Consider the following 13,065-nt stretch of genomic DNA (forward strand, 5'->3'; position numbering starts at 1 on the left):
ACCGCGTGCCGAGGCCTGCCGCAGGGATGACGGCCTTGGAAATGGAGGGGCGGGAAACCACGGGGTGCTCGTCTCTCTCGTTCGGTACGTCAGGCCGTGCGTCAGGCGCCGATGAGGCCACGCTCAGCGGTCGGCTGCTGCGGAATGCGTGCCTTGGCGACGACTCCCGGCGCGGGCGCCGGAGTCCGCTCGTCCAGGGGCAGCACCGCGGGACCCTGGTCCTGGCCGAGGAACAGCCGGCGCACGACGCGCTCCGCCGCGTTGCCGTCGTCGAACTGCACGAACCGTTCGCGGAACGCGGCCCGCAGCTCGGCGGCCGCGGCGCTGTTCCAGGCGCCGGAGCGGAAGACCGAGATCAGCTCGTCCTCCGTGGTGGCGGTCGCGCCGGGGGTCTCGCCCGGCTGCCCGGAGAGAATGTCGAAGTAGACACCGCGGGCCTTGCGGTAGACCTCCCAGTCGTCCGCGTAGCTGACGATCGGGCGGTTGAGGCACGCGTAGTCGAACATGATCGACGAGTAGTCCGTGATCAGGGCGTCGGCGGCCAGGCAGAGGTCCTCGACCACCGGGTACCTCGACACGTCCTTGATCAGCCCGCGCTCCTGGAGGGCCGCCAGCCGGGGGTCGGCGCCGTAGAAGTAGTGGGTGCGCACCAGGACGACATGGTCCGGGCCGAGCTCGCGGCAGAAGCGCTCCAGGTCGATCCGGGGCACGTAGCCCTTCTGGTAGTCGCGCACCGTCGGGCAGTAGAGGATGGCGGTCTTGCCGTCCTCGATGCCGAGTTCACGGCGGATCCGTGTGACGTCCTCGGCGGTGGCCCGGAAGTAGACGTCGTTGCGCGGGTATCCGAACTCGACGGCCTCGAACGCGCAGGGGTACACCCGCTCCCAGATCTCGGTGGAGTGCTGGTTGGAGGTGAGGCTGAGGTCCCACTTGTCGGCCCGCTCCAGCATCTTGGCGAAGCTCATGTTCTTGGCCGCCGCCGGGTACTTCTGCTGGTCGATGCCCATCTGCTTCAGCGGGGTGCCGTGGTGGGTCTGGAGGAAGACCTGCTCCGGCCGCTTGACGATGTTGTTCGGGAAGTTGACGTTGTTGACGAGGTACTTGGCGCGGGCCATGACCTCCCAGTAGCGCGGCGAGTTGGCCACCACGTAGTCGACGCCCGCGGGGACGGTGTCCACCGCGTCGCGCTTCACGACCCACACGCCGTGGACGTTCGGGGCCAGCTCCTTCGCCTTCTCGTAGACGGCTCCGGGGTTGCAGGCGACGCCGCGGTTCCAGTAGGCCGCGTAGACGGCGAGGTTCTCGTCGACCGGGCGGCGCAGGTGCAGCTGGTACAGCCGGTTGTAGGCGGTCTTGCCGAGCTTGGTCTTGACCCTGGTGGCCCGCTTGATCACCTCGCGACGGGTGTTGCTCGCGGCCATCACCGCCGAGTACGCCGTGTAGGAGCCGCGCTCCAGCAGCTGGAACCTGGTGCCCTGCGTGCCCTCCGGGAGGACGAAGCCCTGCGGCTTGAAACGCTTGTAGCTGGCGGCCGCCAGCTTGAAGAACTCCGCGCGGTCCTTGGGGACGATGCGGTCCTCACGGGCCAGGGTGAACAGGTAGTGGCTGACGGCGCGCTCGAACAGCAGGGCCCGCACGGACTCCAGCCGGGGACGCTCGTCGAGGAACGCGAAGAGCCGCTGGTACTGCTCGAAGATCCCGAAGTGCTTGCGTCCGGGCGTGCGCATGGAGTTGCCCTGGCGGCGCTGGCGGTACTCGACGCAGACGTGGTCGGTGGCGGCGATGCGCTCCGCGGTCAGCATGGTCTTGTAGACCATGAGGGCATCCTCGTAGATGCCGTCGGTGAAGGTGAAGTGGTGGTCGTCGACGTAGAACTCGCGGCGGTAGGCGCGGTTCCACACCACGGCGAACATGCCGAGGTACTCGGGACGCTCCAGCGCCGTGAAGACGTCCGTGCCGGCCGCGGCGAGCAGTTCGCCGGCCGCGCTCGCCTGTACCCGGTTGTTCCAGTACGTGCGGACATGGTTGAGCAGGAGGACGTCGGGGTTGTCCGTGACGGCCAGCCGGTCGGCTATCGCCTGGAGAGCGCCCTCGGCGAGGGTGTCGTCGCTGTCGAGGAAGAGGATGTACTCGCCGCGTGCCTTCAGCGCGCCGGCGTCGCGTGCCTTTCCTATGCCCTGGTTCTCCGTCAGGTGCACGGGGATGACGCGCTCGTCCAGGGCGGCGTATTCGTCGAGTATGCGCCCGCAGGAGTCGGGGGAGTGGTCGTCGATCGCGACGACCTCGAAGTCCTCGAACGACTGGGAGAGGATGGAGTCCAAGCATGCGCGCAGATATCCCTGAACCTTATAGACAGGGACGACCACGCTTATTTTGGGCGAAGTGCTTCCATCCGCGAGGGGCATGCTTGGGGCTCCTGGACTGTCGATCAGACTCACCCGCGCCCCGCTGCTGACATGCGGCGCGGGTGGCGAGAGGCACAAGGAGTGCAAGGTTAAGGTTCGTTTAATCGTACCCTAACGTCACTCGCGGGGTGTTCTTACCACTACCCGTCCGTCCCTGGTCAGTTGGGGTGTGGCGGGGCTCACCCCGACTCCGGGACCGGACGCGCCGCACGAGATGACCCCCCAAAAGGTAAGAAGAGGATCACTGTTCGCATTCTTTCGTGCATCTTTGGCGGGTAAATAGGGAATTCCCGTTCGAGGTGGCTTTTCGGCGTTCCACCCACCGGACCCGGGCGCACCACCCGCCCCCGTTCGCGTAGATTGCGGCTCGGGTGAAGGACCGCGCGAGGGGACAGCAAGGTGGCAAGGGCAAGGCAGGCCGTACGCGAGGCCCGCAGGATCGTCGTCAAGGTGGGCTCCTCGTCGCTGACCACCGCCGCCGGCGGCCTGGACGCCGACCGCGTCGACGCGCTGGTGGACGTGCTGGCCAGAAGCCGCAGCGGCGGAGAGCGGGAGGTCGTCCTCGTCTCCTCCGGCGCCATCGCCGCAGGTCTCGCCCCGCTCGGCCTGCGCCGGCGCCCCAAGGACCTGGCCCGGCAGCAGGCCGCCGCCAGCGTCGGCCAGGGCCTGCTCGTCGCCCGCTACACCGCCTCCTTCGCCCGCTACGGCGTCCGCGTCGGCCAGGTCCTGCTCACGTCCGACGACATGAGCCGCCGCGCCCACCACCGCAACGCCTCCCGCACCCTCGACAAGCTGCTCGCCATGGGTGCCTTCCCGATCGTCAACGAGAACGACACCGTCGCCACCGACGAGATCCGCTTCGGCGACAACGACCGCCTCGCCGCCCTCGTCGCCCACCTCGTCCACGCCGACCTGCTCGTCCTGCTCTCCGACATCGACGGGGTCTACGACGGGGACCCGAGCAAGCCCGGTACCTCGCGGATAGCGGAGGTGACGGGGCCCGGGGACCTCGCGGGCGTGGAGATCGGCAGCACGGGCAAGGCCGGCGTCGGCACCGGCGGCATGGTCACCAAGGTCGAGGCCGCCCGGATCGCGGCCGCCGCGGGCATTCCCGTCGTCCTCACCAGCGCCGTGCACGCGGCGGACGCGCTGAGCGGCGGCGACACCGGCACCTACTTCCACCCCACCGGCAAGCGCTCCGCCGACCGGCTGCTGTGGCTCCAGCACGCCTCCACCCCGCAGGGCGCGCTGACCCTCGACGACGGGGCCGTCGAGGCCGTCGTCCAGGGCCGCAAGTCGCTGCTGCCCGCCGGAATCGCCTCCGTGGAGGGCGAGTTCAGCGCCGGCGACCCCGTCGAACTGCGCGACACGGCCGGCCGCGCGGTGGCCCGGGGCCTCGTCAACTTCGACGCCAAGGAGATCCCCCGGCTGATCGGGCGTTCGACCCACGAGCTGGCCCGTGAGCTGGGCCCGGCGTACGAACGCGAGGTAGTACACAGGGACGACCTGGTGCTCCTGCACCTCTGACAGTCGCAAGACCGCTCGTAAAACAGGGCGTACGGCACGCCCCCGGTGGGGGACGTTCCGTAAAACCACCACGCGGAGCCCTGCGGCCTGCTCAACTTTGTCTCGGGGGCATGTTGGCAGGACACGCCTTCCGTCAAGGGGCCGAGCGAGCCATGAAGGAGGCCGTCGTGAGACGAGTGCGCCCTGGGGCGACGTCGCGCGGTGCTCTGACGAGCGTCGCGGCCGGGGACACCTACGAGGAGCCGAAAGACCTGCCCCGGCTGTGGCACGTCACCCTCAGCGTCTCCGGGGACACCGTCCCCCTGTCCGATCTGCGTCGGGCCCTGGAACAGCTGGCCCACGACCACCCCTTCCTCCTGACCAGCAGATACGCGACCGATCACGCCGAGATCCGGTACTGGGAGGAGGCTCGCGACCTGCACGACGCCGCGGCCGTCGCCCTGCGCCTGTGGGGCGAGCACCGGCAGAGCGCCGGACTGCCCGCGTGGGAGATCGTCGGCCTGGAGGTCATCGACCGCGAGACCTACCACCACCGCATCGCCGAGGGCTACGGCCCGTCGCCCGCGACACCCGTAGGGGTCCACCCCTTCTGATCCCGTACGGGGGTTTCGTCTCGGGGTGTGGGACGTGCGCCGGAGGCGTACGCGGCGCGCACTACCCTTCCCTCATGACCACGCTCTCGCCGTACGACTCGATGTCCCCGGTCACCCAGGCCGCCTACCGGGCCAAGGCCGCGGCCGCCGACCTCGCGCCGCTGCCGCGCGCCGTGAAGGACGACGCGCTGCTCGCCATCGCCGACGCGCTGGAGGTACGGACCGCCGAGATCGTCGAGGCCAACGCCGAGGACGTGGCCAGGGCCCGGGAGAACGGCACCAGCGAGTCCGTCGTCGACCGGCTCACCCTCACCCCCGCGCGGGTCCGCGCCATCGCCTCCGACGTCCGCGACGTCGCGAAGCTGCCCGACCCGGTCGGCGAGGTCGTCCGCGGCTCCACCCTCCCCAACGGCATCGACCTGCGCCAGGTCCGCGTCCCGCTCGGCGTCGTCGGCATCATCTACGAGGCCCGCCCGAACGTCACCGTCGACGCCGCCGTCCTGTGCCTCAAGTCCGGCAACGCCGTCCTGCTGCGCGGCTCCGCCTCCGCGTACGAGTCGAACACCGCGCTGGTGCGGGTGGTGCGCGACGCCGTGGGCGGCGCCGGGCTGCCCGCCGACGCCGTACAGCTGGTGCCCGGCGAGAGCCGGGAGTCCGTGCGCGAGCTGATGCGCGCCCGCGGCCTGGTGGACGTCCTCATCCCGCGCGGCGGCGCCTCCCTGATCCGGACCGTGGTCAGCGAGTCCACCGTCCCCGTCATCGAGACCGGCACCGGCAACTGCCACGTCTACGTCGACGCGGCCGCCGACATCGACATGGCGGTCGACATCCTGATCAACTCCAAGGCCCAGCGGGTCAGCGTCTGCAACGCCGCCGAGACCCTCCTGGTCCACCAGGACATCGCCGCGGAGTTCCTGCCGCGCGCCCTGGACGCCCTCGCCGAGGCCGGCGTCACCGTGCACGCCGACGAGCGCGTGCTGGCCCACGCCAAGGACTCCAAGGCGACCGTCGTCGAGGCCGTGGCCGAGGACTGGGAGACCGAGTACCTCTCGTACGACATCGCCGCCGCCGTCGTCGACTCCCTCGACAAGGCCGTCGAGCACATCCGGCTGTGGACCTCCGGGCACACCGAGGCGATCGTCACCACCTCCCAGCAGGCCGCCCGCCGCTTCACCCAGCTGGTCGACTCCACCACCGTCGCCGTGAACGCCTCCACCCGGTTCACCGACGGCGGCCAGTTCGGCTTCGGCGCCGAGATCGGCATCTCCACCCAGAAGCTGCACGCCCGGGGCCCGATGGGCCTGCCGGAGCTGACCAGCACGAAGTACATCGTCACCGGCGACGGCCACGTACGCCCCTGAGAATCACCCGTTCGGCCGTACGTCCGGGACCCTGGCGGGCGGCCGAAAGGCGTCTCACCTGTCAGACGAATTTCCCTACCGTCTGCCCAAATTGACCCCTCAGGTCTACTCTGGACGTGTGCCGGAGGACGTGGGGGGCACGCCGTTCCCTGACGGCTGGGAGCCCGACGACGACCACGACCACGGGGTGTCGGACGAAGAGTTCGCCTCCGTGGTCTTCGACGAGGCCTTCGTGCAGGCGGCCACGGTCCATGAACCGACCGCCGTGGAGCGCCTCCTGGCCGCCGCGCAGGCGAGAGCCGAGGCCTCCGAGGCGGAGGCCCGCCGAGCCCGCGCCCGCGGCGAGCGCTACGACGACAAGTACGCCCCCGAGGGCACCGATCTCGGCCAAGATCGCGACGACGACCTGGACGACCTCTACGTCCTCGACGACGGCGACGGCCCCTTCGGCGCCCACGGCAGACAGGTTCGCTGGCACCGGCCCGTGGCCTGGGTGCTCGCCGTCGTGATGGGCATAGGCATGGTCGCCCTCGCCTTCGCCGCGGTCTACCGCGGCGGCTCCTCCGGCGCCCGCGACCGGGTACCCGCCCCCGCCTCCACCGGGGTGGAACAGGGCGGTGCCGCCGCGCCCTCCGTCTCCGCCGACACCGGCCAGCCGGTCGCCTCGGCCACCCCGCGCACCCCTTGAGCGCACTCACCCGCCCCTTGGTGAGAACCTGTCAGAAGTTGTCGTGTACCAGGGCGTTTACCTGAGGCCCCTGAGACCTACCCTGAAAGTATGGGCGGGCCAGGAGACCCACCGGAGGGGACACCCGAGGGCGGCCCCGCAGGTGGCGAGGACGAGTACCGATCCGTCGTCTTCGACGAGTCGTTCGTCCGCGCTGCCCGCCTCCAGGAGTACTCCGCCGAGGAGCGGATGGCCGACCACACACCGGCCGTACGCCGTCGCCCGCCCCTGCACCGCGGCCTGCCCCGGCAGTTGCTGATCCTCGTCGTGCTGTTCGCCGTCGCCCTGGGCACCGCGGTCTACATGAGCGTGCGTCATCCCTACGGCTCCCCGCAGGCCCGGCGCCCCGTCGAGCCCCTGCGCACGACGGTGATCCCGCTCGCCCCGACCGCCGAGGTGCCCGGCGGGGCCGACGCCGAGAGCCTGTACGCGCACAGCCCCGCCGCCCAGTTCGACATCGGCGCCGAGGGGATCCCGCTGCCGGCCGCGCGCGGCACCGTCCACTTCTCCGACAGCCAGGTGATGACCGCGCTCACCAGCGCCAAGGACTACATCGTCCGCTCCGCGCTCTACCCCGAGGTGCTGACCGGCCGCCAGAACGCCCCCGCCCGGGCCCTGCTCGACGCTGACCAACTCGACCAGTTCGACCAGAGCTTCGCCCGCCCGGCGGCCGACGGCCGGCACGCCGCCACCGGCTGGGTGGTCCGCTTCGACCCCGCCCGCACCCAGCTCGCCGACGACCGGATCCGGGTCCGGGGCGACCTCCAGGCCGTCGAGACCGACGCGGACACGCTGGAGGTCACCGCCGACCACACCCTGGTCTACGCACTGCGGCCCGCCGGCGCCCCGGCCGGCGCGCGGGTCTCCCTGTTCACCGTCCGCCGCGAGCTGACCTTCGGCTTCAGCCGGGACGACCTGCGCACCCGCCAGGTCCAGCTGCTCACGTCGTACGTCCAGGCGGGCCCCCTCGCCTGCGCCGAGGACTCCTCGGCGTACCTGAGGCCGCTGCTGGCCGGGCAGACGGCCCGCAGCGGGGGCCCGGCGGGCACCGACCCGTTCGCCACGGACAGCCCGGCGGCGCTGTGCGGGACCCTGGCTACTCCTCGTCCGTCGGCTCCTCCTGCGCCGTAGGCGGGCCGCTCTTGAAGCCGTCGAAGCCGCGTCGCACCCGGCCGCCCAGGTCGCCCGCGCCGCCCGCGAGGTCCGAGACCAGCTTCATCAGCGGGTCCTTGGAGCCCTTGACGTCGCTCGCGTAGGCGGCCGCCGACTCGCGGAAGGAGTCGCTGACCGAGGTGTCCTTGTCCTCGTCGCGGCGGGCGTAGTGGCCGTCCATGATCCGCTGGAAGTCCCGGGACTCGGACCACTTCTTCAGCTCGGCCGCCCGCACGGCGGCGAACGGGTGCGAGCGGGGCAGCACGTTCAGGATCTTCAGCACCGAGTCGCGCAGATCGCCCGCGGCGTCGTACTCCTCGGCCTGCTCCAGGAAGGCGTCCACGTTCATCTCGTGCAGGTGGTTGCCGCCCGCGATCTTCATCAGGCCGCGCATCGAGGCCTGTGCGTCCTGGCCCACCAGCAGCCCCGCGCGGTCCGCGGACAGCTCCGACTTGCGGAACCACTCCCGCAGGGCCGTGATGATCGCCATGATCGCGAAGTTGCCCAGCGGGATCCAGGCGACCTTCAGCGCGAGGTTGGTCAGGAAGAGCAGGATCGTGCGGTACACCGCGTGACCGGACAGGGCGTGGCCCACCTCGTGGCCCACGACCGCGCGCATCTCCTCCTCGTCGAGGAGCTCCACGAGGCCCGTCGTGACCACGATGATCGGCTCGTCCAGGCCGATGCACATCGCGTTCGGCTGCGGGTCCTGGTTGACGTACATCGGCGGGACCTTCTCCAGGTCCAGGATGTGACAGGCGTCCAGCAGCATGTCGTGCAGATGCTGGAACTGCCGCTCGGAGACGCGGACCGAGTCGGACAGGAACAGCAGCCTCAGGCTCCGCTCGGGCAGCAGCCCGCTGAGCGCCTTGAAGACCGTGTCGAATCCGCTCAGCTTGCGCAGTGCGACCAGGGCCGAGCGGTCGGCCGGATGCTCGTACGCGCGCGAGGAGATCCCCGGGAAGCGCCTGCGCTGCCTGCTCGGCACGCGCTCGTGCCCGGTCTGCTGGCCGTCGTCGGACATGTCGTCCCCCATGTGCGTTGAGTGCCCACTGTGCCCCCGAGGCAGGGCCCAGCCTAGGCGGAGATACGGTGGACGGGCAGTACAGCCGAAGGAGTCCACCGATGGATCACCATCCCGCAGCCGTGTGGCTGACCGAGGCCGCCACCAGCGCCGCCCAGCAGCACGGGGCAGGGAATCTGCTCCGCGTCGTTCTGGTCGTGATGGTCCTGGGCTGTGCGCTGACCGCCTGGTTCCTGCTCAGGGGCTACAAGCGCAATGACGACTGAGCGGTGGCGAAAGTTCCCCGCCTCGGCCCAACGGCGGAGTCGGCGTGATCGTCGCCGGGCCGCCCGCATACGATGAGCCGACATCTTTATCCCGCCCACACGCGTTAGGTCTGCCGAAGATGAGCCTTCACAGCGCCGCAGCCCAGATGGTCACCCTCGCCGAAGCCGAGGGCGGCCACCACAACAGCCTCAACCCGGCCATCACCGGCGGCAGCGCCTTCGTCATTTTGCTGCTCCTGCTGTGGATCACCACGCGCTTCAACCGCGACCGCTGAGCCGGGCGCCCGTCCCCGGCGGGACCTCGGAGGCCGGGCCGGTAGGGTCTGCACGCATGGGAGAGCAGGACATGCCTACCGGCCCCGTGCACACGGGCAAGCGACGCCTGGGCGTCATGGGCGGAACGTTTGACCCGATCCACCACGGACACCTGGTGGCGGCCAGCGAGGTCGCCGCGCAGTTCCAGCTGGACGAGGTGGTGTTCGTGCCCACCGGCCAGCCGTGGCAGAAGTCCCACCGCAAGGTCTCCCCGGCCGAGGACCGCTATCTGATGACGGTCATCGCGACCGCCGAGAACCCCCAGTTCTCCGTCAGCCGCATCGACATCGACCGCGGCGGTCCCACCTACACCGTGGACACCCTGCGCGACCTCAGGGCCCTCAACCCCGACACCGACCTGTTCTTCATCACCGGTGCCGACGCGCTCGCCCAGCTGCTGACCTGGCACGACAGCGAGGAGCTGTTCTCCCTCGCGCACTTCGTCGGCGTCACCCGGCCCGGCCACCACCTGACCGACCCCGGCCTTCCCGAGGGCGGCGCCTCGCTGGTCGAGGTTCCCGCGCTCGCCATCTCCTCCACAGACTGCCGTGCGAGAGTCGCGAAGGGCGACCCCATCTGGTACATGGTGCCGGACGGAGTCGTGCGCTACATCGCCAAGCGCGAGCTGTACCGCGGCGAGTGAGCCGAGAGGGGCACCGGTGAACGACCGATACGACACGGGCAATGGCGGCTACGGCGCCGACCCGTACGAGATCGTCGGCTACGACGAGTACGGCCGGCCCGTCTACCAGCAGGTCACGGCACAGCAGGCCCCGCACACCCAGCAGGCCGGCTACGACCCGTACGCCCAGCAACAGGGCTACGGCTACGACCCCTACGCCACCGGCCAGCAGCCGCCCGTGCCCTCCTACGACTCGGGGCAGCAGCCGGCGTACGACCCCTATGCCGCCCAGAACCCGTACGACCCCTACGGGACCGGCACCCAGCAGATGCCCGGCCACGACCCCTACGGGCAGGCCGCGGCCGGCGGGCAGCAGTCCCGGGCCGCCGGACAGACCGCCCACATCCCGCACCAGCCCGGCCCGGCGCAGGGGCCGCGGGAGCCGGGGGAGCGGCCCGCGGAGACCCGGGACGGGGGCGAACGGGACTACCGCACCGAGCAGTTCGCGTTCGTCGAGGACCCGGACGGTGACTCCGAGGACGTCATCGACTGGCTGAACTTCACCGAGAACCGCACCGAGCGCCGCGAGGAGGCCAGGCGCCGCGCCCGCAGCCGGCTGGTCGCCCTGGTCGTCGTCCTCGCCCTGGTCGCCGTCGGCGGTGTCGGCTACCTCTGGTACGCCGGAAAGCTGCCCGGCCTGTCCTCCGCGGCCGCGGGGCCCGGCACGGCCACGCCCGTCGGAGCCCAGAAGCGCGACGTGATCGTCGTCCACCTGCACAACACCGACAAGGGCGGCACGTCCACGGCGCTGCTGGTCGACAACACCACCACCAAGCAGGGCAGCACCGTGCTGCTGCCCAACAACCTCGCCCTGAGCGACGACTCGGGCGCCACCACGACGCTCGCCAAGTCGGTGGACGGCGACGGCTCCTCCGGTACTCGCGACCAGCTCGACACCGTCCTCGGCACCAACATCCAGGCCACCTGGCGCCTCGACACCCCCTACCTGCAGAACCTGGTCGACCTGGTCGGCAACATCGACATCGACACCAACGCCGACGTGCCCGACCCGAGCGCGAAGAAGGCCGGCGCCGAGCCGCTCGTCCACAAAGGCAGCCAGCAGACCCTCAGCGGCAAGATGGCCGTCGCCTACGCCACCTACCGCGCCTCCGGGGAGAACGAGAACGCCCAGCTGGAGCGGTTCGGGCAGGTCATGCAGGGCACGCTGCGCAAGCTGTCGTCCGACCCGTCGGCGGCGATCACCACGGTGCAGACCCTGGCGCAGATCCTCGACCCGCCGCTCACCGACAACGACCTCGGCACCTTCCTCGCCAAGCTCTCCGACCTCGCCAAGAGCGGCGACTACAAGACCGCCATGCTGCCCGTGCAGACCGACGGCACCCTGAGCGCGAAGACCAGCGACAGCGTGGTGAAGGACATCCTCGGCGGCACCGCGAAGAGCCCCGCCGCCGGCTCCGCGGTCCGGGTCTCCGTACAGAACGCCACCGGTGTGAAGGACGACACGGAGAAGGCCCGCGTGGTGCTCCTCAACGGCGGCTTCACGTTCCTGGACGGCGGCAGCCCCACCGGCACCCAGGCCGTCTCGAAGGTGCTCTACGCGGGCGCCTCCGGCCGGCAGAACGCCACCGAGGTCGCCAAGACCCTCGGCCTGCCGAGCAGCTCCGTGGCCAAGGGCACGGTCTCCTCGGGCGCCGACGTCTCGGTCGTACTCGGCCAGGACTACAAACCGTCCGCCTCCTGACCGTCCGCCTCCCGGTCCCGGCCGAGGCGCCCGGGGCACCCTGCGCGACCCTTTGATCACGTGGGGTGCCCCGGGCGGTCCGTGAGACCCTTGAGGGCAAAAGACCGCCGACGGAAAGCCATGTAGTGACCGCCACCGACCGTTCCCTTGAGCTCATCCACACCGCCGCCCAGGCGGCGGCCGACAAGCTCGCCCACGACGTCATCGCCTACGACGTCAGCGACGTGCTGTCGATCACGGACGCCTTCCTGCTGGCATCCGCGCCGAACGACCGCCAGGTCAAGGCCATCGTCGACGAGATCGAGGAGCGCCTGCAGAAGGAACTCGGCGCCAAGCCGGTGCGCCGCGAGGGCGACCGCGACTCCCGCTGGATCCTGCTCGACTACGTCGACATCGTCGTCCACGTCCAGCACAGCGAGGAGCGGGTCTTCTACGCCCTGGAGCGGCTGTGGAAGGACTGCCCCGAACTGGAGCTGCCCGCCGACGCCAAGGCCACCCGCGGCAAGGCCGAGGAGCACGCGAAGCAGCAGGCCGCCGAGGCCGACCAGGGGCCGGGCGGGCAGTGGTGATGAGCGCCACCGGCGAGGTCACCGACCGCAAGGGCCGCGGCCGCCGCATCATCCTGTGGCGGCACGGCCAGACCGCGTGGAACGTCGAGCGCCGCTTCCAGGGCAGCACGGACGTCGCGCTGACCGAGACCGGCATCGGCCAGGCCCGCCGCGCCGCCCGGCTGCTGGCCTCCCTGGGGCCGGACGCGATCGTCTCCTCCGACCTCCAGCGGGCGGCGCACACGGCCGCCGAGCTGGGCGCCCTCACCGGCCTCGACATCGTCCGCGAGGAGGGTCTGCGCGAGACGTACGCGGGCGTGTGGCAGGGGCTGACGCACGAGGAGATCATCGCCCGCCACGGCGCGGAGTACGCCGCGTGGAAGCGCGGCGAGCCGGTCCGCCGCGGCGGCGGTGAGCTGGAGACCGAGGTCGCCGACCGGGCCGCCCCCGTCGTGCTGCGGCACGCCGAGAAGCTGCCCGAGGACGGCACGCTCGTCGTCGTCAGCCACGGCGGCACCATCCGCACGACCATCGGCCGGCTCCTCGGGCTGGCGGCCCGGGACTGGGAGAGCCTCGGCGGTCTGTCCAACTGCTGCTGGTCCGTGCTGGGCGAGGGCGCCCGCGGCTGGCGCCTGCTGGAGCACAACGCCGGCACCCTCCCGGAGCCCGTGCTCGGCGACGACGACTGACCGCCGGCCGACCCGCCGGGGCTCCGAACCCCGGATTTCACTTTCCGGCAGGTCACAGGCTAGAGTTCTTCTTG

The 13,065-nt window shown here is 70.9% G+C and carries 13 protein-coding genes; 11 read left to right on the forward strand and 2 right to left on the reverse strand.

Going from position 1 to position 13,065, the window contains the following annotated elements; genetic code table 11:
• Positions 1-101 precede the first annotated feature (101 nt).
• Positions 102-2,321 carry a CDP-glycerol glycerophosphotransferase family protein gene (locus tag BIV25_RS05465; RefSeq protein ID WP_371272990.1) on the reverse strand — a complete coding sequence of 740 codons (2,220 nt, stop codon included), beginning with the start codon at positions 2,319-2,321 and terminating at the stop codon, positions 102-104.
• 483 nt (positions 2,322-2,804) lie between these two features.
• On the opposite strand from BIV25_RS05465, the gene proB reads away from it, so the two are divergent.
• From proB to BIV25_RS05490, 5 genes are all read left to right on the forward strand, one after another.
• Positions 2,805-3,932: a glutamate 5-kinase gene (gene proB / locus BIV25_RS05470; RefSeq protein ID WP_071371001.1), complete on the forward strand. Its 1,128-nt coding sequence runs from the start codon at positions 2,805-2,807 to the stop codon at positions 3,930-3,932.
• Positions 3,933-4,099: 167 nt separating this feature from the next.
• Positions 4,100-4,525, forward strand: a complete 426-nt coding sequence (locus BIV25_RS05475; protein ID WP_071371061.1) for a hypothetical protein — start codon at positions 4,100-4,102, stop codon at positions 4,523-4,525.
• 74 nt (positions 4,526-4,599) lie between these two features.
• Complete coding sequence (locus BIV25_RS05480) at positions 4,600-5,886, forward strand: glutamate-5-semialdehyde dehydrogenase (protein WP_071371002.1); 1,287 nt, start codon at positions 4,600-4,602, stop codon at positions 5,884-5,886.
• 91 nt (positions 5,887-5,977) lie between these two features.
• On the forward strand, positions 5,978-6,574 hold the full coding sequence (locus BIV25_RS05485) for a hypothetical protein (protein ID WP_177235159.1): 597 nt from the start codon (positions 5,978-5,980) through the stop codon (positions 6,572-6,574).
• 90 nt (positions 6,575-6,664) lie between these two features.
• Positions 6,665-7,744, forward strand: coding sequence for a hypothetical protein (locus BIV25_RS05490; RefSeq protein ID WP_071371004.1), 1,080 nt, complete (start codon positions 6,665-6,667; stop codon positions 7,742-7,744).
• Here the strand turns inward: BIV25_RS05490 and BIV25_RS05495 are convergent.
• The gene (locus BIV25_RS05495) at positions 7,710-8,789 is read right to left on the reverse strand and encodes a M48 family metallopeptidase (RefSeq protein WP_071371005.1); all 1,080 of its coding nucleotides are present in this window, start codon (positions 8,787-8,789) and stop codon (positions 7,710-7,712) included. The two genes, BIV25_RS05490 and BIV25_RS05495, sit on opposite strands and share 35 nt — an antisense overlap.
• Positions 8,790-8,890: 101 nt before the next feature.
• Here BIV25_RS05495 and BIV25_RS50785 point away from each other — a divergent pair, with 101 nt between their 5' ends.
• From BIV25_RS50785 to BIV25_RS05515, 6 genes are all read left to right on the forward strand, one after another.
• Complete coding sequence (locus tag BIV25_RS50785) at positions 8,891-9,055, forward strand: hypothetical protein (RefSeq protein WP_177235160.1); 165 nt, start codon at positions 8,891-8,893, stop codon at positions 9,053-9,055.
• A gap of 119 nt (positions 9,056-9,174) precedes the next feature.
• Positions 9,175-9,330: a hypothetical protein gene (locus tag BIV25_RS50790; protein WP_177235161.1), complete on the forward strand. Its 156-nt coding sequence runs from the start codon at positions 9,175-9,177 to the stop codon at positions 9,328-9,330.
• A 56-nt stretch (positions 9,331-9,386) separates the two neighbouring features.
• The gene (nadD, locus tag BIV25_RS05500) at positions 9,387-10,013 is read left to right on the forward strand and encodes a nicotinate-nucleotide adenylyltransferase (RefSeq protein WP_071371006.1); all 627 of its coding nucleotides are present in this window, start codon (positions 9,387-9,389) and stop codon (positions 10,011-10,013) included.
• Positions 10,014-10,029: 16 nt separating this feature from the next.
• A complete protein-coding gene (locus tag BIV25_RS05505) occupies positions 10,030-11,754 on the forward strand; it encodes an LCP family protein (protein ID WP_071371007.1) in 1,725 nt (574 codons plus the stop codon).
• 125 nt (positions 11,755-11,879) lie between these two features.
• A complete protein-coding gene (rsfS, locus tag BIV25_RS05510) occupies positions 11,880-12,323 on the forward strand; it encodes a ribosome silencing factor (protein WP_071371008.1) in 444 nt (147 codons plus the stop codon).
• Positions 12,323-12,991 (forward strand): histidine phosphatase family protein, encoded by a 669-nt coding sequence (locus BIV25_RS05515; RefSeq protein ID WP_071371009.1) that lies wholly within the window; start codon positions 12,323-12,325, stop codon positions 12,989-12,991. The genes rsfS and BIV25_RS05515 overlap by 1 nt, the downstream gene beginning before the upstream one ends.
• Positions 12,992-13,065 lie beyond the last annotated feature (74 nt).

The sequence above is a fragment of the Streptomyces sp. MUSC 14 genome (assembly GCF_001866675.1).
Taxonomy (GTDB): Bacteria; Actinomycetota; Actinomycetes; order Streptomycetales; family Streptomycetaceae; genus Streptomyces.